Consider the following 24,433-nt stretch of genomic DNA (forward strand, 5'->3'; position numbering starts at 1 on the left):
CATGGCCGTCAATTCTCCCAAGCCCGTCGCCGCCGACTTGAAAGCCGTCGCCGGCATTGAAATCGGTGTTGCCGAAGCCGGCATCAAGAAACCCAATCGCAAGGATTTGCTGGTATTGAAACTGGCGCCGACGGCCACCGTGGCCGGCGTGTTCACCTTGAACCGCTTTTGCGCCGCGCCCGTGCAAATTTCGAAAGCCAACCTGGCGGCAGTGACGGCCGGCGCCGCGCCTATCCGCGCGCTGCTGGTCAATACGGGCAACGCGAATGCGGGCACGGGCGAATCGGGCCTGGCCGACGCGCAGGCCAGCTGCGCCGCGCTGGCCGAGCTGCTGGGCTGCACGCCGCAGCAAATCCTGCCGTTTTCCACGGGTGTGATCCTCGAACCTTTGCCGGTCCAGCGCCTGGTCGCCGGCTTGCCGCAAGCCGTGGCCGCGCTGACGTCGGACAACTGGTTCTCGGCCGCCGAAGCCATCATGACCACCGACACGCAGCCGAAAGCCGGTTCGCGCACGGTCACCATCGGTGGCCACGCGGTGACCCTGACGGGCATCAGCAAGGGCGCCGGCATGATCAAGCCGAACATGGCCACCATGCTCGGTTTCCTGGCGTTCGATGCCACCGTGGCGCAACCGGTGCTGGACCAGCTGGTGAAGCAGACAGCCGACAAGTCGTTCAACTGCATCACCATCGACGGCGACACCTCCACCAATGACTCGTTCATGCTGGTGGCCACGGGCGCCGGCAGCCTGGTGATCGATTCCATCGATTCGCCGCACTACGCGGCACTGGCGGCGGCCGTCACCGAACTGTCTACTTTTCTCGCACAAGCCATCGTGCGCGACGGCGAAGGCGCGACCAAATTCATGACGGTCACGGTGGAAGACGGCCGCAACGTGGAAGAATGCCGCAAGATCGCCTATTCCATCGCCCATTCGCCGCTGGTGAAGACGGCTTTCTTTGCCTCCGACCCGAACCTGGGCCGTATCCTGGCCGCCATAGGCTACGCGGGCGTGGACGACCTGGACGTGGGCCAGCTGAATCTGTACCTGGACGACGTGTGGGTGGCCAAGAACGGCGGCCGCAACCCCGACTACCAGGAGCAGGATGGCCAGCGCGTGATGCAGCAAAGCGAAATCACCATCCGCGTCAAGCTGGCGCGCGGCGATGCCACGGCCACCCTGTGGACGTGCGATCTGTCGCATGACTACGTGTCGATCAACGCCGACTACCGCTCATGACCAGTCTCGATCAATTCCTGATCCGCGCCGAGCGGGTGCTGGCGCGCCTCGAGTCGATCTTGCCGCCGGCCTTGCCGGCCACCGACTGGAACAGCTTTGCCTTCCGCTGGCGCCGGCGCCAGGGCGCGCTGCCTTATTTGCAGGCCGTGGCCCACGTGTCGAACATCGCGTTGGATGACTTGCACAATATCGGCACGCAAAAGGCGCAGATCGAGCAGAACACGCGCCAGTTCGTCAGTAACCGTCCGGCCAACAATGTGCTGCTGACGGGCGCGCGCGGCACGGGCAAGTCCTCCTTGATCAAGGCTTGTCTGAACCAGTTCGCCGACCAGGGCTTGCGCCTGATCGAAGTCGACAAGGCCGACCTGGCCGACTTGCCCGACATCGTCGACCTGGTGGCGGCGCGCTCCGAGCGTTTCATCATCTTTTGCGACGACCTGTCGTTTGAAGAAGGCGAGAGCGGCTACAAGGCGCTGAAAGTGGCGCTCGACGGCAGCATCGCCGCGCAATCGGACAATGTGCTGATCTACGCCACGTCGAACCGCCGTCACCTGATGCCGGAACGGATGTCGGACAACAGCAGCTACAAGACGGACGATGATGGCGATCTGCATCCAGGTGAGACGGTGGAAGAGAAAATCTCGCTGTCCGAGCGCTTCGGCCTGTGGCTGTCGTTCTACCCGTTCAAGCAGGACGATTACCTCGATATCGCGGCGCACTGGCTCGCTTCGTTCGGCTGCACCCAGGAACAGATCACGCAAGCGCGCGGCGATGCCCTGCGCTGGGCCTTGCAGCGCGGTTCGCGTTCGGGCCGTGTCGCTTGGCAATTCGCGCGCGATTATGCGGGGAAACTTCCTGCGGGAAAGATGCCGCAATGAGCGACGTGAAAATCAAACCGGTGGACGTCGCCGTCGGCATCCTGATGAAGCCGAATGGCGACGTTCTGCTGGGCCAGCGCCCGGCTGGCAAGCCATATGACGGCTATTGGGAGTTCCCTGGCGGTAAAGTCGAAGCGGGCGAAGCCATTTTTGATGCCTTGAAACGCGAGTTTGTCGAGGAGCTGGGGCTGCATATCGACAGTGCCGAAGCCTGGTGCGGCGTCGAATATGTGTATCCCCACGCCCATGTGCGCCTGCATTTCTACATCAGCCGCGAATGGCGGGGCGAGCCGCAAAGCCTGGAAGGGCAGGCGTTCGCCTGGCAGGGCACGGTCGGCGTGGAACCCCTGCTGCCGGCCACCATTCCCCTGCTGGAATGGTTAGATGAGGTACGCCGGGAATCCCTCGTGCCCGCCTGATCCCCACACTTGTGCCAGCGGGCAGCAGCATGCTGCGTGCTGGCGCAAGCTTTCCTCTTACTTTCCTTGTATCGCGCGCGCTTTGCGCTACAGTGCTTTCATCACGCACCGGGGAGTCTCGCATGCCGCTGACACTGACCTTTACCGATACCGATGAATTGCTGATCGCCGCCTTGCACAAGCGTGCCCGCGCGCATGGGCGCAGCATCGAAGACGAGCACCGCGACATCCTGCGCAGCGCCTTGCGTCCCCTGCCGAAGCGCCCGCTCGACGATATTTTGCGCAGCATGCCCGACGTGGGGCTGGATGCGGATTTCGAGCGCCGCTCCTGAATTGCCACGCTGATGCCCGGCTATCTGCTCGATGCCGATGTGATCGTTGCTGCGCGCAAGGGCAGCGCCGTGCCGGCAGGCGTGGCCGGTTTTTTCGAGCGGGTGGCGCCGGAGATGCGCTATGTGCCGGTGCAAGTGATTGCACAATTGCGCGCAGGGATACAGTACAGCTGGCGGCGCGAGGCGGCGCTGGAAGCACTGGCGCTGGAAGGCTGGCTGGAAGCCGTGCTGGCGGAATATGCGCCCCGTTTGCTGGAATTCGACCTCGATTGCGCGCTCGTGTGCGCGCGCCTGCATGGCCGTGGCCACGCGCACGGCGTCGATAGGCAGATCGCGGCGATGGGCATCGCCTATGGCTTGACGGTGGTCAGCGGCAGGCTCGACAGTTTCGCGGCGCAGGGGCTGCGCCTGGAAAATCCGTTTATTTGAAGCTTATCGTGGCTTATTACGGCTTACTGCGGCTTGTTGTCTTCGTCCGCGAGAGGATCTTCAAACGGGTCGGCGGCGGGGATCGTGTATTTCTCTTCGGCCCAGGCACCCAGGTCGATCTGCTTGCAGCGTTCCGAGCAGAAGGGGCGGAATTTGTTGGCTTCAGTCCATTCGACTTTGGCGGCACAGGTTGGGCAGTTAACGACGGTCATGATGGGGCAAATAAGTAACAGTTAAAAATTACAGAGCGTGAGCTCGAACGGGACATCTTCTTCCAGCGGCTTGGGTTTCAAGTCGCCGCCTTGGGTGGTGAAGCGTACCCACAGCATGTATTTGTTGGCGGAAATTTCCGGGATGGCGCCGCTGTTTTCATCCAGGCTCAGGCGCAGCATCTGGTACACCTTGCCTTGCAGCATCTGCTGGTAGCTGCCGCCATTGGCGATCAGTTTAACGGGTCCGCCGGAATCGCGCAGCAGGCGCAATACGAGAGCCAGCGCATCGAACAGCGGCGCCAGCGGGGCGAACCACGCGTGGATATCGGTCAGGCGCTGTTCCGAGCTGCGTTTTTGCCAGGCAAAATACGACGGCAAGTCGAATTCGCAGGCGCCGCCCGGGATGATGGTGCGGCCGCGGATGCTCATCAGCCATTCATTGTCGCGGATATTCTGGCCCGTCTTGCCTTGCGCCGCCACCAGGGCGCCGCTGACACTGTCGAGTTCGGCCAAGATGGCATCGAGGGTTTCCGGCTCCACATTCGGATTGCTGCGGTAACCGAGCAGGCTTTGGCGCTGGCGCTCGAGTTCCTGCAGCAGGTCGGACTTCAGGTCGGCGCGGCCGGCCACTTCGAGCATATCGAAAATAGTTGCCAAGGCAACATGGTGCTGCATTGCATGCTCTTGCTGGATGAAGAACTTGAATTTGTCGTACAGGTCTTCCAGCCGCAACAAGGTACGTATGCGTTCGTTGAAAGGGTATTCGTAGACAATCAAAATAATTCCCTTAAGTAAGGACCTGCAAACAATCCCGTGATTTTGAACCAAGCGTCGACAAATTACAAACGTTGCGGGGCCATTCCGGCCATTCTTTTTGAAAATGCCAGATATAAATCGTGCAACTGGGCAATCTGCGGTTCCAGGGACGCCAAATCGCCATTGTTGTCGATCACGTCGTCCGCCGCCGCCAGGCGCATGGCGCGCGTTGCCTGCGTGGCCATGATGGCTTTGACTTGTTCTTCCGATAAGCCATTGCGCGCCATCACGCGCGACACTTGCAGGCTTTCCAGGCAATCGATGACCAGCACCCGGTTGACCCGCTCCACCCAGCCGCCCGACTCGACCAGCAGGGGCACGGCAAAGATCACGTAGCTGCCCGTCGCTGCTTCGGCCGCGGCCAGGGTAGCCTGGCGAATGCGCGGGTGCAGGATGGCTTCCAGTTTCGCCTTGGCGGCGGCGTCGGAAAACACGAGGTTGCGCATTTTGGTACGGTCGAGGGCGCCGCGCGCGTCCGCATAGTCGGCGCCGAACTCCGCCACCAGGGCCGGCATGGCCGCACCGTTTGGCGCCGTCAGGCTGTGCGCGATCTGGTCGGTGTCGACGATGGAAGCGCCGCGCGCGGCGAACATGTCGGCCACCGTGCTTTTGCCGCAACCGATGCCGCCGGTGAGACCGACGCTGAAATAGTTTTGTATGTGCATGTATGTTTCCAAAGGAAGGCCATCAGCCGGCCAGGCCCAGCGTCAGTTGTGACAGGGGCGTGCGGTACAGCAGGGCGATGAGACCTGCGGCGGCCAGGTAGGGGCCGAACGGAATCGGCTTGTCGCGTCCCCGCTTGGCGAACACGATCAGGCCGATGCCGACCACGGCGCCCACCAGCGACGACAACAGGATGATCGTCGGCAGCATGGTCCAGCCCAGCCACGCACCGAGCGCGGCCAGCAATTTGAAGTCACCATAGCCCATTCCCTCCTTGCCTGTCGCCAGCTTGAAGGCCCAGTACACGCCCCACAGGGCCAGGTAGCCGGCGACCGCGCCGATGACGGCCTCTTGCAGCGGCACGAAAGTGCCGTTGATATTGACCAGCAAGCCGGCCCACAGCAGGGGGAAGGTGAGGTCATCGGGCAGCATTTGCGTATCTGCATCGATGAAAGTCATGGCGATCAGCAGCCAGGCAAACACGAGTGTGGCAAGACCGGTCCAGCCGCTGCCGAAGTGCCAGATCAACAGGGCCGACAGGGCCCCCGTCAGCACTTCCACCATGGGGTAGCGCACAGAGATGGGCGACTTGCACGCGCTGCACTTGCCGCGCAGCAGCAGGTAACTGAGGACGGGAATGTTTTCCATGGCCGTGATGCGGTGGCCGCAAGCGGTGCAGTTCGAATGCGGCAGCATCAGGTTGTAGCGGTCCGTGTGCGGCAAGGGCAAGCCGCTTTCTTCCGCCACGTAATTATCGGATTCGCGCTGCATCATTTTCGGCACGCGGTGGATCACCACGTTGAGGAAACTGCCGACGATCAGGCCGAACAGGGCGGCGACGAGGGCGACGGGCAGATTGCCGGGCGCGGCGAACAGCAGGGTATCTTGCAGCATGGTGGACTAGTCTGAGGTGATGAGTGTTGCCGCGCAAACATTGCCTGGCACTGCCGCAGTGTAAAACATCTGCCGATGCATGGGGACGTTTTGCGCAGGGTGTATGGTCAAATCACCGCCCCCAGCTTGAAAATCGGCAAATACAGAGCGATCACGAGGGAACCGACGAGCACGCCCAGCACGACCATCAGCGCCGGCTCCAGCAGCGTGGAAAGGGTGGCCACGGTGGCGTCGATGTCGGCCTCGATGATGTCGGCCGCGCGCGACAGCATGGCGTCCAGTGCGCCCGATTCCTCACCGATCAGGGCCAGCTGCGTCAGCAGCGGGGGAAACACGGCGCTGTGTTCCATGGCCAGGGCCAGGCTGCCGCCGGCGCGGATTTCGCGTTCGATGCGCGTCGTCGCTTCCTGGTACAGCGGGTGGCCGGAGGCGGCGCCCACCAGGCCGAGCGAGTCGAGCAGCGGCACGCCGGCGGAGAACATGGCCGCCAGGGTGCGCGTCCAGCGGGCGATTGCCGCCTTGCGCAAGAGCGGACCGAAGACGGGCAGGCGCAGCGCCCGCAGCTGCGTGTCGCGCCGCAAGGCGGGCCAGCGGCGCCAGGCCAGGTGCAGCAGCAGGCAAGCGAGCACGAGCGCCGCCAGCAAGGCCAGCCAGTAGCGGACAACAAAGGCGGACACGCCCATGACGATTAGGGTAGGCAGCGGCAACGGTGCGCCGAAGCTGTCGAAGACCTGGCGGAACGCGGGCACGACCACGCTCATGATGATGGCCGTGACAAGGATGGCGACGAGTACGATGACGAGCGGATACATCAGCGCGCCGCGCACTTGCCGCCGCAGGGTGATGGCTTTTTCCTGGTGCGTGGCCAGGCGCGCCAGCAATTCCTGCACGATGCCCGCCTGTTCGCCGGCCGCCAGCAGGTTGCAGTACAGCTCGTCAAACAGCAGAGGAAACTGGCGAAATGCCTGCTGCAGGCTGCTGCCCGCTTCGATGTCGTGGCGCAAGTCGCGCATCAGCTCGGTGACGGCCGGTTTGGCGTGGCCCTTGCCGGCGATGTCGAAGGCGTGCAGCAGCGGCACGCCGGCCGCCATCATGGTCGACAACTGGCGCGTGAACAGGGCGATATCCTTGCGCGTGATGGCTTTGCCGGGCGCGCTGCGCGCAGCCTGCACCCGCTTGGCGAGGATGCCCTGGCGGCGTAGTGCGGCCTTGGCTGCGCTGGCGTCGGCGGCGCGCAAGACGCCATCGACCGCCTTGCCATGGCGGTCCGTGCCCTTCCACGCAAAGCGCCGCTCGGCCGCCATGTGCACCTCCTGCCGTCACGGTAGCAGTGGCAAGCCAAAGCGCCAGCGGCGCTGGCGGCAAGCTTGATGTGGCTCAGCCTTTCGTGGTTTGCACTTCCGTCTGGACAACGGCCTGGGCCTTCACGTCGGCCGCATCGTCCTCGTCGCTGTCCGTGCCCTTGCTGATGCTTTCGCCATCGTCGCGGCGCAAGGTCCAGAAGGTCAGCGAAGACAGCACCGTCAGCGCGGCCAGGGTCAGGAAAGTATGGTGCAGGGCCGTGCTGAGCATGGCGCGGTCCGACTGCGGCATGTCGCCCAGGTACCAGCCCGTGATCAGCGAACCGAAGGCGAGGCCAAAGCTCATCGACAGTTGCTGCATCGAGCTGGCGATGGTGCTGGCCATGCTCGAATCGCTCTTGTCGACGTCGGCATACGCGATGGTGTTCATGCTGGAAAACTGCAGCGAATTGAAAAAGCCCATGCACAGGCTGATGGCGACGATCACGTACAGGGGCGTGCCCACGCTTACCTGTGAAAACATGGCGATGGTGACGCCGATCAGCACGGTGTTGACGATCAGTACCTGGCGATAGCCGAAGCGTGCCAGCACGCGCGCGGAAATGAATTTCATGCCCATGGCGGCCGCGGCCGACGGCATCATCAGCAAGCCCGATTGCCAGGCGGGCAAGCCCAGGCCCAGCTGGTACAGCAGCGGCAAGAGGAAGGGCAGGCCGCCCACGCCCAGGCGCGTGACGAAGCCGCCCACGACGGAGACGCGGAAGGTGCGGATCTTGAACAGGGTCAGGCGCAGCAGCGGGTGCAGCACTTCGCTCGAATGCCAGGCATACGCGGCCAGCAGGCTGATGGAAATGAACAGCAGCACGGCAAACGAGGTGCCGTCGATGCGGTGCTCGCCAAAGATTTCCAGCAGCCACGACAGCAGCGCGATGCCCGTGCCGAACAGCACCAGGCCGATCAGGTCCAGCGGACGGGGCTTGTCGCCGTAATAATCGGGCATGTAGCGGTGCGCCAGGTACAGCGCCACCAGGCCGACGGGCACGTTAACGAAGAAAATCTCGCGCCACGACAGCCAGTGCACGATCAGCCCGCCCACCGTGGGGCCCAGCAGGGGGCCAATCAGGGCGGGGATGATGACGAAATTCATGGCCGCCAGCAGTTGCGACTTGGGAAAGGTGCGGATGATGGTGAGCCTGCCCACCGGCATCATCATGGCCGCGCCTACCCCTTGCAGCAGGCGCGCGGCCACCAGCATGGGCGCATTCACGGACAGGCCGCACAGGATGGAGGCGATGGTAAAGATGGCAACGGCGGCGGAAAACACGCGCCGTGTGCCGAAGCGGTCGGCCATCCAGCCGCTGATGGGAATGCACACGGCCAGGCTCAGGATGTAGCTGGTGACGACGGCCTTCAGGCTCAGCGGCGTCACGTTCAGGCTGGCAGCCATGGCGGGGATGGCGGTGTTGACGATGGTGGAGTCGAGTTGCTCCATGAACAGGGCGGTGGCGACCACCCAGGGAAGGTAGCTTTTAATCGGGGAACTGGTCATGGATGCGAGCCTGAGGAGGAAAAACGGAGCCGACAGTACGACGAATTGTCACATAAATGGCGCAGGCGTGCCGTCCGTGCCCTCTGCTTGGCCATAATTGCTATGTTGACATGCCTCTTGCCGCGCAGCACAATGCCGCCATTCCTGGATGAAAACGGACTCGGTACGATGAGAGAATTGAATCACCTGATCCTGAATCTGTATGGCAGTGCGCAGGAATGCACGACGGGCGAGTTCCAGGGACAGGCGCTCGACATGCTGAGGCAGGCGCTTTCCTTCGATTCCGCCGCCATCATCGCCGCCTCTTTTTCTCCTGACATGGCGATTTCGCTGCACAGCCTGCACATGTATCAGCAACCGATAGAGAAACTGGCGGACCGCAAGGCGCTCGTCAGCCCGGACACGATCCTGGCCGATGCCTGCCGTTCGCGCGGCCGCTGCGTGACGATGGCGTCGGCCGAGATCGATCGGCGCTACCTGGACTTGCATGCCTACTGCAGGAAGTATGCGATTGCCCACAGCATGGTGCTGATTTCACCGGCCACCCACCATGCCAACCTGGACTTGATTGCCTTGTGGCGGGCAGGGCCGGAACGCGCCTATTCCGCTGCCGAGACTGAGCTCGGTAACCTGCTGTTGCCGCACCTGACCCAGGCGCAGGCGATCAACAGCCGTTTGTTCCTGGCAACGGATACGCAGCCGTCACCTGGCAGTGTGCGCCTGCTGGCCAGCCTGAACGGCTGCCTGCAATATATGGAGCCGATTGCCGCCGACATGCTGCAGCGGGAGTGGCCCGAATGGGACCCGCCCATGTTGCCGGCGGACTTTGTTGCAGAATTGCGGCGCCCCGGCCTCGGCCGCTACACGGGCAAAACCCTGGTGGCGCAAGTGACGGAACTGGGCGGCTACCTGTATATCCAGCTGGCGCAGCGCCCGGCGGGGCGGTCGCTGACCGGCGTCGAAAGCGCTGTGGCGCGCCTGGCGGCCACCGGCCTCAGTTACAAGGATATTGCCCGGCAACAAGGGGTATCGCCGGCCACCGTCAGGAATCAGTTGCACAGCGTATATGCCAAGCTCGATGTCGGCAACAAGACGGCGCTGGCGGCGGCGCTGACTGTGCTGACCGAGATGTTGCCGTAGAAAGTCCATAGAACAATTGTCCTATAGTAATAACTTCCAGGCGGATCTAGCATGAGCGTTGTCGTTGCGAGTCCTGTGTCATTCGCAATTTGTCCCGCAATCCTGGAAGGTCACTGATGAAGAATGCAATTTCGATCGTTTTGTTTGGCGCGGCCCTGTCCGCATGCGGTGGCGGCAGCGATGGCGGCACGCCGGAAGCACCCGTCACACCGCCCGTCGTGGTCACGCCTCCCGTCGTTCCCGCCGACAGCGTGACGGTGGCATCGGAAGCCGTGGCCAAGCAGGCTGGCCTGAGCGTCATCGCCGGCGCCAGCGCCGATGAAAGCGTGTATGACGTGGCCGCCGATATCGGCGACACGTGGCGCATCACGTTCGACAGCGCCAAAAAAACCTTCAACGTCAAGGTGCTGTCGACGCAGTTCGGCCTGGTCGACCGCAGCGGCACGTTCAGCGCCACCACTACCGGCAGTATCACGACCTATGCCGGCACCGACCTGAGCCTGAGTGTCGACGCGCGCACGCGCTTGCTGACAGGGACTGTGAAACTGGGCAACATGAATTCCAATGTCAGCGGCAGCGGCTATGCCGTCACGGACGTGGCCAAGCTGGCCGGCAGCTATATTTTCCTGGGCGCCATGCGCAATGCCTCGAACGGCGGCGACCGTTTCAATCCGAAAGGCAGTCTCAAGGTGGCGGCCGATGGCAGCGCGCAACTGTGCAATGGCGGCGTGTTCAATGCGCAAGGCGTGTGTTCCGCGGTATCGCCGCAGCTGGAAGCGGAAAACGCCAGCCTGACCCTGGTCAAGGATGCGAAGAATGGCTTGCTCGTCGCCCGCCAGGGTGACCAGGACTTCGGCATCGTGCACGTGCACGCGGGCGACCGTGGGCTGGCGCTGTTCATCGACCGCTACAGCCGCAACCAGCAGAACGTGCTGCGCGTGGGCACCATCGTGGCGGCCAAACAGCAAAAGATCGGCACCGAAATCGCCGGCAGTTACGCCTGTGCGGCGCCGGGCATCAGCGCGAAGATCGTCGTGGCCGGCAGCATCGCCACCATCACCAACAACACCGCTGGCAAGACGCACGCCGAAACCATCACCGTCAACAAGCTGGGCCTGGGCGCGCAGGCCGTCGATTTCGATGGCATCGCCGTGTTCAAGGATCCCGCCGACGTGCCGGCGGATTATTCGATGTTCATGCCGGTGTCGTCGAGCATGGCGGTCGAATTCTCGACCGACCGCTCGTATATGGGCACGTGCCTGAAAAATTAAGGGGTGCTGCCACGTGCCTGTGTGAGTAGGTCGGGTTAGCCGGTACGGCGTAACCCGACACCACCATCAGCGTGGCAGCCGTTCCAGCGCATCCATCAACGGCATCGCCGCGTCGGCAATCCGCTCCAGGCTGGCCTCGCGCAGAGCGGCGGTGTCCACCGTGTGGCCGGAGTCCAGCTCGGCCCAGCGCAGCAGCGCGGAACACGCGGCGGGCGTGTCGAACATGCCGTGCAAATAGCTGCCGAGGATTTGCCCGTCGCCCGACACGGCGCCCTCCGGCCGCCCATCGATGACAAAGGCCGGCTGCGCCAGCGCCGCGCCATGCGAAAGTCCCATGTGGATTTCATAGCCTGCCACGGCCGCATCGGCCGCGCCGGCAAACGCGCAGCGGCCGCTCACCTGTTCCAGGCGTTTTTCGCTTGTCAGTTCCGTCACCATGTCCAGCAATCCCAGCGCCGTTGACTCTCCTACCGCGCCTTCCACGCCCAGCGGATCGCGCACGCTTTGCCCCAGCATCTGGAAGCCGCCGCAGATGCCCAGCACCTTGCCGCCGTAGCGCAGGTGTTTCGCCAGATAGGCGGGCCAGCCTTGCTGCTGCAGCCAGGCCAGGTCGCCGCGCGTGTTTTTACTGCCAGGCAGGATCACCATGTCGGCCGCTGGAATCGGCTGCCCTTGCTGGATGAATTGCAGGTCGACCTCGGGGTGGGCGCGCAGCGCGTCGAAGTCCGTGTGGTTGCTGATGCGCGGCAGTTGCGGCACCACCACCTTGAAGGCGCCCCGTTCGGCCTGCATCGCTTCGACGGCGTCCTCCGCGTCGAGAAACAGGCCGTGCAGATAGGGCAGCACGGCCAGCACGGGTTTGCCCGTCTGCTGTTCGAGCCACTCGATGCCGGGCGTAAGCAGCGAGATGTCGCCGCGGAAGCGGTTGATGACGAAGCCGGCGATGCGCGCCCGCTCGCTGTCGGACAGGCACGCCAGGGTGCCGATGATGTGTGCGAAGACGCCGCCACGGTCGATGTCGGCCACTAAAATAACGGGGCAGTCGACGGCTTCGGCGAAGCCCATGTTGGCGATGTCGCGCGCGCGCAGGTTCACTTCTGCCGGGCTGCCCGCGCCTTCGACAACGACGGCGTCGTACTGCTGGCGCAAGCGCGCGTACGATTCCAGTACGGCGCCCATGGCGATGGTTTTATATTGCTGGTAGTCGCGCGCATCCATCTCGGCGCGCACCTTGCCGTGGATGATCACTTGCGCACCCGTGTTCGATGACGGTTTCAAGAGCACCGGATTCATGTCCGTGTGGGGTGCGATGCCGCAGGCCAGCGCCTGCAGTGCTTGCGCGCGGCCGATCTCGCCGCCATCGCTCGTCACGGCGCTATTCAAGGCCATGTTTTGCGGCTTGAATGGCGCTACCGTCACGCCACGGCGTTTCAATAATCGGCACAGGGCTGCGACGATGGTGCTCTTGCCTGCGTCGGACGTCGTGCCTTGCACCATCAGGGCGGGAAAGGGACTCTTCATGCCTGCTGCTCTTTCTGATTCTCCTGCCACTGCGCGATGATGTCGCTGATCTGGCGCAGCCCTTCGGTAATCGCCGCAGGGCCGGGTGACAGGATGTCGGGCGACTTGATTTCGAACAGCATCTGGTTCTTCACGGCGGGAATCGCATCCCAGCCCGTGCGTGCCGCCAGCTGCGCCGGCTGGAACTTCTTGCCGCACCAGCTGGCGAGGATGATGTCGGGCGCGCGCGTCACGACGGCCAAAGGATCGGCGATGATGCGCTCCTTCGCGCCGGGATGCGCGGACAATTCCGGGAAGGCGTCCGTGCCGCCAGCGATCTCGATCAATTCCGCCGCCCAGCCGATACCGCTCATCAGGGGATCGTTCCACTCTTCAAAGTACATCACGGGCTTGCGCGCCCAGGCGGCGGCGCGGGTGCGGGCGGCGGCGATGTCGGCGCGCAGGCTGGCGATCAATGCCTGGCCCGCTGCCTCGCGCTGCACCAGCGCGGCCAGTACGGCGATCATGCGCAGGATGCCCTCCACCGTGCGCTGGTTGAACTGGTGCACTTCGATGCCGCCCTTGACCAGGTCGCGGCAGATATCGGCCTGCATGTCGCAAAAACCGATCACGAGGTCCGGCTTCACTGCCAGGATACGTTCCAGGTTCGTGGACGAAAAGCCGCTGATTTTGGTCTTTTCCTCGCGCGCGCGGAGAGGGCGCACGGTAAAGCCGGAGATGCCCGCGATCGTGTCTTCCGCGCCCAGCGCATACAGCGTCTCCACGGCTTCCGTCGACAAACAGGCGATGCGCTGGTAGTGACTCACAGCGTGGCTCATTGCGCCGCCTTGCTGGTGCGGCGCTGGCGCGCCACCTCCAGCTGTTCGCACATGGCGGCCGTGCCATCGATCATGCGCGGGCCGGCGCGGTTGAGCAAATCGCCATTCAGGCGGAACAGGTTATTTTTGCGCACGGCCGTCATCGACGGGAAGGCGCGCCACATGGCCAGGCCGCCTTCGCTGCGCGGATCGCTTTTTTCGCTGGTGCCGAAGATGACTTCCGGGTCTTCCTGCAGCACGCCTTCCGGGGTGACGACGGGCGCCACCACCTTCATCGCGGCGAACACATTCTGGCCGCCGCACAGGCGCATGGAGTCGCTGATGATGCTCGCGCCGCTCAAGGTATATAGCGGTTTGTCCCACACCTGGTAAAACACGCGCACGGGCGGGCGCTGCGCGTATTGCGCCGTCAAGCTGGCCAGTTTGGCGCGCAGCTGGGCGGCTGCCGGTTTGGCGGTTTTCTCCGTGCCCATCAACTGGCCCAGGCGCTCCATGCTGTCGGGGATGTCGGCCAGCTTGCGCGGTTCGCTGTGATAGATCGGCACCTTCAGCTGGCGCAGCATGGCGATCTGGCGTTCGGCGCTGCCATGCATCCACACGACGATCAGGTCCGGCTTCATGGCGATGATGCGCTCCATGTCGTACTGGCGGTTGTCGCCCACTTGCGTGATCTTCTTTGCCGCTTCCGGATAGTCGCTGTAGCTGACGACGCCGGCGATCTTTTCGCCGCCACCGGCCGCGAACAGCAGCTCCGTCACGTGCGGCGCCAGCGCCAGGATCCGCTGCGCCGGCTTTTCCACGGTCACGGTGTTACCGTCGTCGTCGCGCACGCTGATGGCGGCGTGTGTTTGCAGCGAGACCAAGCCAGCCAGCAGCAGCGATATTTTCAGGATTTTCATGTGTGCTTCCATGTGGTGAGGGCCTGCTGCAGGCGCAGCCAGGCGTGTTCGTCGAGGGGCAGGCCCAGGCGGATGCCGTGGGCCGCGTGGCGGAACAGGCGCACCCAGATGCCTGCTTCCGCCATGTGGCGCCAGAACGTTTCGGCGCATGCTTCCGGCCACCACTGAAACAGCGCCGTACCGCTGCTGGCGATGCCGTGCGCGGCCAACAGCTGATGCAAGCGGGCGCCTTCGCCGCGCAGGCGTTCGCGCATCGCTTCCTGCCAGTGCGTGTCGGTGAGCGCAGCCAACGCCACCTGCTGCGCCGGGCCGCTGACGCTCCACGGCCCCAGCATGTCGGCCAGTTGCACCAGCAGCGCGGGATGGGCGGCGACAAAACCCAGGCGCAGTCCCGCCAGGCCAAAGAATTTGCCCACCGAGCGCAGCACGATCAGGCCCGGCTGGCCTGTGTGCGGCCCAAGGCTGGCTTGCGCTTCCGTGTCGCCAAACGCTTCATCGACCACCAGCCAGCCGCCGCGCGCGGCCAGCTTGCCTGCCCATTCCAGCAGCAGTGCGGGCGCGATGCGCTCACCGGTGGGGTTGTTCGGGTTGCAGATGACCAGCACGTCGCAGTGGTCGACGGCATCGGCCAGCTGCGCATACGGCACTTGTCGCAATTCGTGACCATGCTGGCCCCAGTGGTGCGCGTGTTCCGCATACGACGGCGCGGCCACCACCACGCGCGACGGTGCGCGCAGCCGGGGCAGGGCCTGGATGGCGGCTTGCGTGCCGGCGACCGGCAGCATGGCCGGCGCGTCGTAGTACGCGCAGGCGGCAGCGGCCAGCGCGGGATCGGCTTCCGGCAGCCGGTGCCAGGCGTTGGCGTCGGGTGCTGGCGCTGCATACCAGTGTGGGTTGATGCCCGTCGACAGGTCGATCCAGTCGGCGATGGGCCGTCCATATTCGCGCGCGGCGTCGCGCAGGTTGCCGCCATGTTCAAGCAAGGTATTTCCCCTTCAGGTAGAACAGGCCCGCCAGCAGCGCCATCCAGATCAGCCACAACACGGCCGTCTCGGCCACCAGGCGCCAGGCGCGGTCGATGTCGCGCGCTTCGGCGGGACGGCCGCTGCCCAAAGGCGGGCGGCGTTCCAGCTCGCCGTCGTAGATGGCGTCGCCGCCCAAAGCCAGGCCCAGGGCGCCGGCGCCGCTGGCCATCACGGGTCCGGCGTTCGGGCTGCCCCAGTTGGGCGCCTGCGTGCGCCAGCAGTGCCAGGCGCGTTTTTTGTCGGCCATATTCTTGCCCAGCATGACATACGACAGGGCCGTCAGGCGCGCCGGCAGGTAATTCAAGACGTCGTCGATGCGCGCGGCGCAGCAGCCGAACCAGTCGTAGCGTGCGTTGCGGTAACCCCACATGGCGTCGAGCGTGTTTGCCAAGCGGAACAGCACGGCGCCTGGGCCGCCCGCCACGGCAAACCAGAACAGGGCGCCAAAGACGGCGTCGTTGCCGTTTTCCAGCAGGGATTCCGTGCTGGCCTTGGCCAGGCTGGCTGCATCCGCATTGGCCGTGTCGCGGCTGACGATGCGCGCGGTCAGCAGGCGCGCGTTGTCCAGGTCATCGATGGCCAGGGCGTCGGCGATCGGTTGATTGTGGTCGCGCAGGCTGCGCAGGCCCAGGCAAAGATAGAGCAAGAAGACGTGGAGGGCGGCGCCGGCCAGGCCGCACAGCCAGTAGGCGGCATAGCTGATGGGCAGCACGGCCAGCAACCACGCCAGCGCACCGCGCAGCAAACGCCCACGGCCCCGGTTCAGCAGGCGTTCCAGAGCGCTGGCGAAGCGGCCAAAACCCACCAGCGGATGCCAGCGGCGCGTTTCTCCCAGCAGCAGGTCGAGCAGCACGCCGGCCGTCATCAAGGCGGCCAGCATGGGCAGCGACAGCCCGCTCAGCATGGACCGCCTTTCAGGTACAGGGGCAAGCCGGCGGCGACAAACACGGCCTTGTCGCACACGGCCGCCACGGCCTGGTTCAGGCGGCCCGCTTCATCGGTGAAGCAGCGCGAAATGGCGCCGTAGGGCACGATGCCCATGCCCACTTCATTCGATACCAGCACAATGTCGCAAGCTGTGTCTTCGATTTCCGCCAGCGCGTACAGCAGGTGCGCGCGCTCGCTGTGGAACAGTTCGGGCAGGGCGATGTCGCCCACGTCCGGATACGTCTCGCCGCTGGAAAACATCAGGTTCGTCAGCCACAGGGTCAGGCAGTCGACCAGCAGCAGCCGGCCGGGCCGGGCTTCCCGCAGGATGGCGTCGCCCAGGCGCAGCGGTTCTTCGATAGTCACCCACCCGGCCGGGCGCTGCGCACGGTGATGCGTGATACGCGTGGCCATCTCGCCATCGCCCGCCTGCGCGGTGGCGAGGTAGAGTACCTCCTTGCCGGACTCGCGGGCCAGCTTTTCCGCATAGGCGCTCTTGCCGGAACGGGCGCCGCCGAAGACCAGGGTGCGCGTCATGGCGCTGTTACCACTCGGTGCCGATTTGTGCGCCGATGCCGGCCGCATACGCATGCTTGACGACGGCCATTTCGGTGACCGTGTCGGCGATCGCGATCAGTTCGTCCGGCGCGCCACGGCCCGTGATGACCACGTGCTGCATGGCCGGGCGTTCCAGCAGGTCGGCGATGATTTTATGCACGTCGAGATAGTTGTACTTGAGCGCGATATTGAGTTCGTCGAACAGCACCAGGCCGTAGCTTGGGTCGGCCAGGAAGGTCTTCGCCTGTTCCCAGGCCAGTTCGGCCTTTTCGATGTCGCGCTCGCGGTTCTGCGTTTCCCAGGTATAGCCTTCGCCCATCGCATGAAAACTGATTTCGTCGGGGAAGCGGCGCAGGAATTTTTCTTCGCCCGTCGACATGGCGCCCTTGATGAACTGCACCACGCCCACTTTCATGCCGTGGCCCATGGCGCGGATGGCCATGCCGAAGCCGCTCGAACTCTTGCCCTTGCCATTGCCCGTGTTGACGATGATGATGCCGATTTCCTTGTCGGCCTTGGCGATGGCCGCGTCGATGATGGCTTTTTTGCGTTCCATGCGCACGCGGTGGCGCTCGTTGATGGCGGCGGTGTCCGCGTCGACGGGTTTGTTATCGTTCATTGTTGATCCTCTTTTGGTATGAATATCTTGCGTTTGCCGTGCTCGATGATCTCGATCGGGTGGCCCAGGTAGTCGCCCAGGATGGACGCCTGCATCACGTCGGCCACAGGACCGGCCAGCCAGCCGCCGTCGCCCATCAGCAGCAGCGCATGGGTCGAGACGCTGTGCGCCAGGTTCAGGTCATGCCCCACCATCACCACGGTTTTATTCTGTTCGCGGCACAGCTTAGCCAGCAGGCCCATGACGCTGACCTGGTGCGCCAGGTCGAGCGCGTTGGCAGGTTCATCGAGCAGCAGCAAGGGCGTATCCTGCGCCAGCATGGCGGCGATCGCCACGCGCTGGCGCTCGCCGCCGGACAGGCTGCGCACGTCGCGTTCGGCCAGGTGTTCCACTTCCATCGAGGCCAGCGCCGCCAGGGCGATGCGCTGGTCGTCGCTGCCTTCCCAGTAATGGTTGTCGTGATACGGGTGGCGCGCCGACAGCACGGTTTCGATGACGCGGTACGAGAACGCGTCGTGGCGCGCCTGCGCCAGGAAAGCCCGTTCGCGCGCCAGTGCGTCGAGCGGCCAGTCGATCAGGGCGCGGCCCTGTATCGTCACGTGGCCCGTATCCGGTTCGCGCAAGCCGGCCAGGGTGCGCAGCAAGGTGCTTTTGCCGGCGCCATTGCGGCCGATAACGCTCCAGCATTCACCATCCCTGATGTGCCAGATGAGGTTTTCCACGAGGCAGCGCGTGTCCGCCTTCAGGCCGAGTTGGTAGGTGCGGATCATGTTCGGCGTAAGCGGTGCAATTGGTACAGGAAGACGGGCGCACCGATCATGGCTGTTACCACGCCGACGGGCAACTGCAATGGCGCCAGCACGGTGCGCGCCAAGGTATCGGCCAGCACGAGGAAGGTGCCGCCGGCCAGCGCGGCAGCGGGAATCAGCAGGCGATGATCGGGACCGCAGGCAAAGCGCAGCGCATGCGGCACGATCAGGCCGACGAAACCCACGCTGCCGGCGCTGGTGACGGCGCTGGCCGTGAGCAGGCCGGAGCAGAAGAACAGGCCCTTGCGCAGCGCGCCCACGCGCACGCCCAGGGTGCTGGCCGCTTCCGCATGCAGCGCCATGACGTTCAGCGAGCGCGCGCAGCGCAAGGCGAAGACCAGGGCGCCGGCCAGGACCAGCCATGGCATCAGCCGCGCCGGTGCGCCGGACAGGTCGCCGATCATCCAGAACACCATGCTGCGCAGGCGGCTTTCCGGGGCAATCGAGAGCATCAGGGTGACGATGGCCATGCAGGCCGAGGCCAGGATCACGCCCGTCAGCAGCAAAAGCGAGGCGCCGCCTTCGGCAGCCGTGCCGCCGCGCAGGTCGCGCCGGGCAAAAAAGTACAGCAGCATCGATACGCCGGCGGCGCCGGCAAAGGCGGCCGCATCGACCACCCACAGCGCGCACATGAACAGCAACGCGGCCAGTGCGCCGACGGAGGCGCCGGCGGAAATGCCCAGCACGTACGGGTCGGCCAGGGGATTGCGCAGCAGCGCCTGCATCATGACGCCGGCCAGCGACAGCGCCGCGCCGGTGACAAAGGCGGTCAGCGCGCGGCCCAGGCGCAGGTCAAGCAAGGTGGCGGCGAGAGTGTCGGCCTTGCCCTGCACGACATGGAGCAGGGCGGAAGGCAGGTCGGCGAGCGGGATCGCGATCGAACCGATCATGCCGGAGAAAATCAGGCTGGCAATCGCGCACACGATCAGCACCGTGAGGATCACGGTGGCGCGGTGGCGCATATTGCGGAAAAATGGGTGCATGTACTGCCTTAAAAACGGGGACTGCAGAACTGCATCTGCGGGCGACGGCGGCATGCCATCGCCCGCAGCTTACATCATTACTACGTGCTTATTTCATGCCGTAGCGTACGCCAACGAAGAGGTTCGAGCGTGGCGTCGCATAGAAACGGCTCAGTTCATAGTCTTTGTTGGTGATGTTGTTCCAGCGTGCCAGCAGCGACCAGTCACGCGCGAACTGGTAGGTGGTGTACAGATTCAGCAAGCCATAGCCACCGAGGGTGCTTGTGTTGGCGGGATCTGTAAAACGTTTGCCCGACAACTGCCATTCCGTACCGGCGGTCAAGCGACCGGTCGTGTAATCGACAGCGAAATTGGCGTGTTTTTTCGCGCGGAGCACCAGTTGCTTGTCGAGCGATTCATTGCGCGGATCTTGCAGGTCGATATTGCCGCTGACGTTGAAGGCACCGAATTTATGCGCGCCAGCCAGTGTCACGCCTTCGAGCAGAGCTTTGTCGACATTCGTGCTGCAGCCATAGCCTGGTTTCCAGCCAATAACTGGGCAAGCCGCTACGTAGTTGATCATATCGGTAATCTTGTTATGATAGTAGGTCGCGCTCAGTTGCGATTGGCCGTCGTTGTAGTGCAATCCAATTTCAGCATTGCGGCCTTTTTCTGGCTTGTTCGTGGGGATGCCAAAATCAGGGTAGTACAGATCGTTGAAGGTCGGTGCGCGGAAGCTGGTGCCATAGCTGGCGCTGGCGCGCAAAGCGTTGCTGAAACGGTAGCCATAGGCGACGCTGCCCGTGTTGTGCGTCCCGTACACCGAGCTGTCGTCGCGACGGCCGCTGATGCTGGCCAGGTGAGCGCCGCGCACCAGGTTGTACGATGCCGCGAAAGACTTTGTATTGCGTCCGCCGGACAGGCCTTCGAGCGAGCTCACGACGTCTTCGTCACGGTATTCACCCAGCAGTTGCAGGGTGTCGCGGCCGAGGAGAATATCGTTTTGCCAGCTGATGTCAGTTTGCTTGGTGTCGAACTGGCTTCTGCCGGAGGTGCCTGCGGCGGATACTGCGGTCAGTTTGTCTTTCGATTCTGCGTAGCGCAGCTCGCTGGTCCAGTTCGGCAAGAACTGGTTCTTCGTGAAGACCGAAATGCTTTCCTGCTTCTTGTCGTTGCGCGCGTCGAAGTTCAAGCCCGCATCGTATTGTGCATCCAGTTTGCTGTTCAGGAAAACCAGGCCGACGTCATGTCCCTTGGCCATCTGGTAGCCAAACTGGCCGCTGACGCTTTCCTTGTCGTAGCCGTCTTTATCGCCGTTATAGGAAAAATTACCAGGTTTGGTGGCGGAATATCCATCCGATTTTTCCTTGCCCGCAGTCAGCGCGTAGCTGAAACTGTTGTTGCCACCGGTTGAGCCGGCAACGCTGGCTTCCAGCTGGCGGGTGTTGTCGCGGCCGTAGCCGGCGAAGGCGGAAAAGCGCGTCGCGCCGTCGCCTTTCTTGGTAAAGATCTGGATCACGCCGCCGACGGCATCGGCGCCATACATGGTGCTCAGTGGGCCGTAGACGATTTCAACGTGGTCGATGCTTGACAGCGGCAGGGCGCTCCAGCTGGCAGTGCCAGATGTGGCGGAGCCGATACGTACACCATCGACCAGCACGATATTCTGGTTGCTGTTCGCGCCGCGGATGAATACGCTCGAATCGGTGCCTGGGCCGCCATAGCGATTGACTTCAATGCCGCGCTGCTTTTGCAGCAGATCGATCAGCGTACCGGCGCCCGAGCGCGCGATGTCTTCCGAGCTGATGGTCTGCGTATCGCTCAATACTTCGCTCAGGTGCTGCGGGTAACGGTTGGCGGTAACGACGATGGGATCGAAGGTGTCCGGCGTGGCTTGGGCGAAAGCGGCAGGCGCGGCAATGGCTAGCGCGAGCGACGTGAGCGCCGCGTGGCGGGAAACAGCATGGGTCATGATAGTTTTCAGTAAGTAATATGCAACCAGCCGACGTCCCCGTAGGCCAGATTGAACAGAAGTGGGAACTGAAGATGACGATCGAAGATGGCCATGGGCCATTCGGATCGCGAACATCCCCGTTCGCACACTTCCACCTGTCCTGGCCGGTATCCGGGCTGGCAAGTGCGGCTATCCCACCTTCCCATGCTCGATGATTGCAAGCACAGTGGTTGTCAGAGATAGCTTGTCGCCCGCTTCCTGTTGCGAGGGGCGACACTTGCTTACCGTTGCGGGGGCAGCACACGTTCGCCGCGACTGCGGCATCGTGTTTCCCGTTTAACTGCGCTCATGGACATGAACGCGGGCACCAAAACCCCGCCATTATACGTGCAGCAGGCGTGGACTGAAATGGCTGGCTGGACGATTCGATATCAGAAATCGACGACGACCGTCGCACCGTAGGCGATTTTATGGGCGGAACGGGCGGCCAGCAGAGCCGCTTCCTCCAATGGCAGCCGGGCTTGCAGTGCCGACAGCAGGCGGATGGTGCCCGCATGGCAGATGAGGATGGCCGTTTCGTGTTGTTCGCGCAACAGATCGCCTAAAAACGCATCGACACGGGTGGCCATCGCCAGCACATTCTCGCCTCCGCCGGGGCGGTACCAGGCCAGGTCGGCCGCCCAGGCATCGATGTCCGCGCGCGCAATCGCGTGCCAGGGCTGCATTTCCCACGCGCCGAAATCCATCTCGGCCAGCCGCGCGTCAAGGCGCAGGGCGCTGGAAGGCAGGTCTTGCGCCAAGGCTGTCGCCAGGCCGGCGCAGCGGCGCAGCGGACTGGCGTAGAGCGGCACGCCGGCCGGCAAAGTCGCTTGCAGGCTGGCGCGCACCGTGGCCATTTCGTGCGGCGCCACCGCCACGTCGCTGCGGCCATAGCAGGTGCCGCTGGTGACTTGCGGCGTGGGGTGGCGAACGAGGATCAGGCGCATGCTTGTTTAGTAGAAGCGCAATGGAGGTTGAAAGCTGGACAGGATGGCCAGGTAAATCGCCACTTCCGCCACCTGCTGCACGGCGCCCAGGCAGTCGCCCGTGTAGCCTTGCAGGCGGCGCTGGCATTTGCGGCCCAGCCAGAATGCGGCAGCTGCCGCCGCCACGACGGCAAAGACCAGCGTGGCCCAGTCAAATATGCCCAGCAGGCCGCAGGCGATGGCGGGCAACAGGGCGCAGGTAGCGGCGATGATGAATTCTCCCGTCGTCATCTCCTGCGCCATCGGTTTGGCCTTGCCTTCGTCGCGCGCGTAGTCCATGAGCCAGATCAGCGACACGGCGGCCAGGCGCGAGAGCGGGTGGGCGATGAATAATGTCGCTACCACCTTTGCAGGCGGCAGTGAAGCGAGCGCCGCACACTTGATCGCCAGCAGGCAGAGGATGCCGATGGCGCCATACGCGCCGATGCGCGAATCCTTCATGATTTCCAGCACCCGCTCGCGCGTCATGCCGCCGCCGAAACCGTCGCACATGTCGGCAAAACCGTCTTCATGGAAGGCGCCCGTCAGGTAGATGCCGGCGGCGACGGCCAGCAGCACGGCCACCGCCGAAGGCAGGAGCCAGCTGGCCACCAGATACACGGCGCCACTGATGGCCGCCACCACCACGCCGACCAGTGGAAAGTAGCGCGAGGCGTGCTGCAGCCAGGCCGGCTCGAAACCCACCCAGCGCGGTATCGGCAGGCGCGTGAAGAACTGCAGCGCGATGAAGAACAATCGGCACTGGTGGATGGCGGCGGAAACGGGATTGGTCATCGTCTTAGTCTGGTGTGGACTTTTCGCTGACCTGGGCCGAGGCAAACGTCGCCATCTCGCGCATGAAGTTGACGGCCGCGTGCAGCAGCGGCAAGGCCAGCGCCGAACCCGTGCCTTCGCCGAGGCGCAAATCGAGGTGCAGCAGCGGACGCGCTCCCAAGCTGGCCAGCAACTGGCGATGGCCGTTTTCATCGGAGCAGTGCGAAAACACGCAGTAATCGAGGATGGCCGGCTGCAGACGGGCCGCCACCAGCAGGGCGCTGCTGACGATGAAGCCGTCGATCAGCAGAATCATGCGCCGTTCGGCTGCCTTGAGCATGGCGCCGGCCATCATGGCGATTTCGAAGCCGCCAAAGGTGGCCAGCACGTCGAGCGGCTCATTGACTGCAGCGTGATGGGCAGCGGCCGCTTCGATCACTCGTTGTTTATGCAACACGCCATCTTTCGACAAGCCGGTGCCGGCGCCCACGCAATCGGCGACGGGCGTGCCCGTCAGCTTGTGCATCAGTGCCGCGGCAGCGGTGGTGTTGCCGATACCCATTTCGCCAAAGCCCAGCACATTGCCATCCAGGGTGGCGACCAGGTCCATGCCCGCCTGCATGGCGGCCAGGCATTGTTCCTGGCTCATGGCAGGTTCCTGGGCGAAGTTGCGGGTGCCGGGGGCTTGCTTGCGGTCAAGCAAGCCGTCGCGCGGGCCGAAATCATGGTTCACGCCAGCGTCTACTATATAGAGGGCGCAATCTGCCTGGCGGGCGAAGACATTGATGGCGGCGCCGTTGCCGAGGAAGTTCTCCACCATTTGCCAGGTCACGCTTTGCGGATAAGCGGAAATGCCTTCGGCGACGACGCCATGATCGGCCGCGAAAACGATGATGGCAGGCTGGTGCAATGCCAGTTGCGTGCCTTGCTGGATCAGCCCGATCTGATGGGCCAGGGTTTCCAGCATGCCGAGGCTGCCCAGCGGCTTGGTCTTGCTATTGATGGCGTGTTCGAGTGCGCTGGCCAGGGCGGGATTGGCGGTAGATGTAATGTGTGGGATAGGCATGGGAATCTATATGGATGAGGCAGGGTATGGTCGGCACTACGATATCACACAGCAATATTTGCCCAGATGCAAATTAGCGCTTGCGGGGAGTTCGGGCCAGGGCTATAATTCGCCCCCTCGCTGAACGACGCATGCAAATGCCGAGTGAGACGAGAGAAAAGAAGGAGTTGACGGATTTAGCGAAATGCTTCATACTCTTCCTTCTTCGCAGCTGACAAACACAACGCTTTGTCGATAGCGCGAAAGCAGTAACCGAATACAGTTCTTTAACAATTAACAGTCGATAAGTGTGGGCATTTGATGTAAGTGCAGCGTCAATCTTCGGATTGACGTCTAACTTAAAATATCAAATG

At 63.6% G+C, this 24,433-nt stretch carries 26 protein-coding genes and 1 riboswitch; of the genes, 7 read left to right on the plus strand and 19 right to left on the minus strand.

The genetic code is table 11. The features are described from left to right. Position 1: 1 nt before the first annotated feature. The 5 genes from argJ (at position 2) to HWE17_RS05900 (ending at position 3,298) form a co-directional block, all read left to right on the plus strand. The gene (argJ, locus tag HWE17_RS05880; RefSeq protein WP_176388122.1) at positions 2-1,240 is read left to right on the plus strand and encodes a bifunctional glutamate N-acetyltransferase/amino-acid acetyltransferase ArgJ; all 1,239 of its coding nucleotides are present in this window, start codon (positions 2-4) and stop codon (positions 1,238-1,240) included. Further along, entirely contained in the window at positions 1,237-2,118 is an 882-nt protein-coding gene (locus tag HWE17_RS05885; protein ID WP_176388123.1) for an ATP-binding protein, read from the plus strand. The genes argJ and HWE17_RS05885 overlap by 4 nt, the downstream gene beginning before the upstream one ends. Continuing rightward, positions 2,115-2,537: an NUDIX domain-containing protein gene (locus HWE17_RS05890; protein WP_099403243.1), complete on the plus strand. Its 423-nt coding sequence runs from the start codon at positions 2,115-2,117 to the stop codon at positions 2,535-2,537. Before HWE17_RS05885 ends, HWE17_RS05890 begins: the two co-directional genes overlap by 4 nt. 122 nt (positions 2,538-2,659) lie before the next feature. Beyond that, positions 2,660-2,869, plus strand: coding sequence for a hypothetical protein (locus HWE17_RS05895; protein ID WP_035824872.1), 210 nt, complete (start codon positions 2,660-2,662; stop codon positions 2,867-2,869). A gap of 12 nt (positions 2,870-2,881) precedes the next feature. Then, a complete protein-coding gene (locus tag HWE17_RS05900; protein ID WP_176388124.1) occupies positions 2,882-3,298 on the plus strand; it encodes a VapC toxin family PIN domain ribonuclease in 417 nt (138 codons plus the stop codon). 23 nt (positions 3,299-3,321) lie between these two features. Here HWE17_RS05900 and yacG read toward each other — a convergent pair whose 3' ends face one another. The 6 genes from yacG to HWE17_RS05930 form a co-directional block, all read right to left on the minus strand. Then, entirely contained in the window at positions 3,322-3,513 is a 192-nt protein-coding gene (yacG, locus tag HWE17_RS05905; protein WP_034748814.1) for a DNA gyrase inhibitor YacG, read from the minus strand. Between the two features lie 18 nt (positions 3,514-3,531). Then, positions 3,532-4,287, minus strand: coding sequence for a cell division protein ZapD (gene zapD / locus HWE17_RS05910; RefSeq protein WP_035824877.1), 756 nt, complete (start codon positions 4,285-4,287; stop codon positions 3,532-3,534). 62 nt (positions 4,288-4,349) lie between these two features. Then, on the minus strand, positions 4,350-4,991 hold the full coding sequence (coaE, locus tag HWE17_RS05915) for a dephospho-CoA kinase (protein ID WP_176388125.1): 642 nt from the start codon (positions 4,989-4,991) through the stop codon (positions 4,350-4,352). A 22-nt stretch (positions 4,992-5,013) separates the two neighbouring features. Beyond that, positions 5,014-5,883, minus strand: a complete 870-nt coding sequence (locus HWE17_RS05920) for an A24 family peptidase (RefSeq protein ID WP_176388126.1) — start codon at positions 5,881-5,883, stop codon at positions 5,014-5,016. Between the two features lie 107 nt (positions 5,884-5,990). Continuing rightward, a complete protein-coding gene (locus HWE17_RS05925; RefSeq protein WP_176388127.1) occupies positions 5,991-7,187 on the minus strand; it encodes a type II secretion system F family protein in 1,197 nt (398 codons plus the stop codon). Between the two features lie 73 nt (positions 7,188-7,260). Beyond that, complete coding sequence (locus tag HWE17_RS05930; protein WP_217916705.1) at positions 7,261-8,733, minus strand: DHA2 family efflux MFS transporter permease subunit; 1,473 nt, start codon at positions 8,731-8,733, stop codon at positions 7,261-7,263. Positions 8,734-8,901: 168 nt separating this feature from the next. Between HWE17_RS05930 and HWE17_RS05935 the strand changes: the two genes are divergently transcribed. Beyond that, on the plus strand, positions 8,902-9,873 hold the full coding sequence (locus HWE17_RS05935) for a helix-turn-helix transcriptional regulator (protein WP_176388128.1): 972 nt from the start codon (positions 8,902-8,904) through the stop codon (positions 9,871-9,873). 116 nt (positions 9,874-9,989) lie between these two features. Further along, positions 9,990-11,144, plus strand: coding sequence for a hypothetical protein (locus tag HWE17_RS05940; RefSeq protein ID WP_176388129.1), 1,155 nt, complete (start codon positions 9,990-9,992; stop codon positions 11,142-11,144). A 66-nt stretch (positions 11,145-11,210) separates the two neighbouring features. On the opposite strand, the gene HWE17_RS05945 is transcribed toward HWE17_RS05940, so the two are convergent. The 13 genes from HWE17_RS05945 to cobT all read right to left on the minus strand — a co-directional run bounded on the left by HWE17_RS05945 (position 11,211) and on the right by cobT (position 24,080). Further along, entirely contained in the window at positions 11,211-12,665 is a 1,455-nt protein-coding gene (locus HWE17_RS05945; RefSeq protein WP_176388130.1) for a cobyric acid synthase, read from the minus strand. Further along, positions 12,662-13,483, minus strand: coding sequence for an ABC transporter substrate-binding protein (locus HWE17_RS05950; protein WP_176388131.1), 822 nt, complete (start codon positions 13,481-13,483; stop codon positions 12,662-12,664). Before HWE17_RS05950 ends, HWE17_RS05945 begins: the two co-directional genes overlap by 4 nt. Continuing rightward, complete coding sequence (locus HWE17_RS05955) at positions 13,480-14,382, minus strand: cobalamin-binding protein (RefSeq protein WP_176388132.1); 903 nt, start codon at positions 14,380-14,382, stop codon at positions 13,480-13,482. The genes HWE17_RS05950 and HWE17_RS05955 overlap by 4 nt, the downstream gene beginning before the upstream one ends. Further along, the gene (gene cobD / locus HWE17_RS05960; RefSeq protein ID WP_176388133.1) at positions 14,379-15,365 is read right to left on the minus strand and encodes a threonine-phosphate decarboxylase CobD; all 987 of its coding nucleotides are present in this window, start codon (positions 15,363-15,365) and stop codon (positions 14,379-14,381) included. The genes HWE17_RS05955 and cobD overlap by 4 nt, the downstream gene beginning before the upstream one ends. Next, a complete protein-coding gene (cbiB, locus tag HWE17_RS05965) occupies positions 15,358-16,311 on the minus strand; it encodes an adenosylcobinamide-phosphate synthase CbiB (protein ID WP_176388134.1) in 954 nt (317 codons plus the stop codon). The genes cobD and cbiB overlap by 8 nt, the downstream gene beginning before the upstream one ends. Beyond that, positions 16,305-16,871, minus strand: a complete 567-nt coding sequence (cobU, locus tag HWE17_RS05970; RefSeq protein WP_176388135.1) for a bifunctional adenosylcobinamide kinase/adenosylcobinamide-phosphate guanylyltransferase — start codon at positions 16,869-16,871, stop codon at positions 16,305-16,307. The genes cbiB and cobU overlap by 7 nt, the downstream gene beginning before the upstream one ends. Positions 16,872-16,878: 7 nt before the next feature. Further along, on the minus strand, positions 16,879-17,511 hold the full coding sequence (gene cobO / locus HWE17_RS05975; protein WP_176388136.1) for a cob(I)yrinic acid a,c-diamide adenosyltransferase: 633 nt from the start codon (positions 17,509-17,511) through the stop codon (positions 16,879-16,881). Beyond that, a complete protein-coding gene (locus HWE17_RS05980; RefSeq protein WP_176388137.1) occupies positions 17,508-18,281 on the minus strand; it encodes an ABC transporter ATP-binding protein in 774 nt (257 codons plus the stop codon). The genes cobO and HWE17_RS05980 overlap by 4 nt, the downstream gene beginning before the upstream one ends. Then, positions 18,278-19,303: an iron ABC transporter permease gene (locus HWE17_RS05985; protein ID WP_176388138.1), complete on the minus strand. Its 1,026-nt coding sequence runs from the start codon at positions 19,301-19,303 to the stop codon at positions 18,278-18,280. The genes HWE17_RS05980 and HWE17_RS05985 overlap by 4 nt, the downstream gene beginning before the upstream one ends. A gap of 88 nt (positions 19,304-19,391) precedes the next feature. Beyond that, positions 19,392-21,371 (minus strand): TonB-dependent receptor, encoded by a 1,980-nt coding sequence (locus HWE17_RS05990; protein ID WP_255206128.1) that lies wholly within the window; start codon positions 21,369-21,371, stop codon positions 19,392-19,394. A gap of 9 nt (positions 21,372-21,380) precedes the next feature. After that, positions 21,381-21,623: riboswitch (cobalamin riboswitch) on the minus strand. A gap of 44 nt (positions 21,624-21,667) precedes the next feature. Beyond that, positions 21,668-22,222 (minus strand): histidine phosphatase family protein, encoded by a 555-nt coding sequence (locus HWE17_RS05995; protein WP_176388139.1) that lies wholly within the window; start codon positions 22,220-22,222, stop codon positions 21,668-21,670. A gap of 6 nt (positions 22,223-22,228) precedes the next feature. Further along, a complete protein-coding gene (locus HWE17_RS06000; RefSeq protein WP_176388140.1) occupies positions 22,229-23,035 on the minus strand; it encodes an adenosylcobinamide-GDP ribazoletransferase in 807 nt (268 codons plus the stop codon). Positions 23,036-23,039: 4 nt separating this feature from the next. Continuing rightward, positions 23,040-24,080: a nicotinate-nucleotide--dimethylbenzimidazole phosphoribosyltransferase gene (gene cobT / locus HWE17_RS06005; RefSeq protein ID WP_176388141.1), complete on the minus strand. Its 1,041-nt coding sequence runs from the start codon at positions 24,078-24,080 to the stop codon at positions 23,040-23,042. Between the last annotated feature and the right edge of the window lie 353 nt (positions 24,081-24,433).

Origin of the sequence: Janthinobacterium sp. BJB401, from assembly GCF_013372745.1 — a bacterium.
Classification (GTDB): domain Bacteria; phylum Pseudomonadota; class Gammaproteobacteria; order Burkholderiales; family Burkholderiaceae_D; genus Janthinobacterium; species Janthinobacterium rivuli.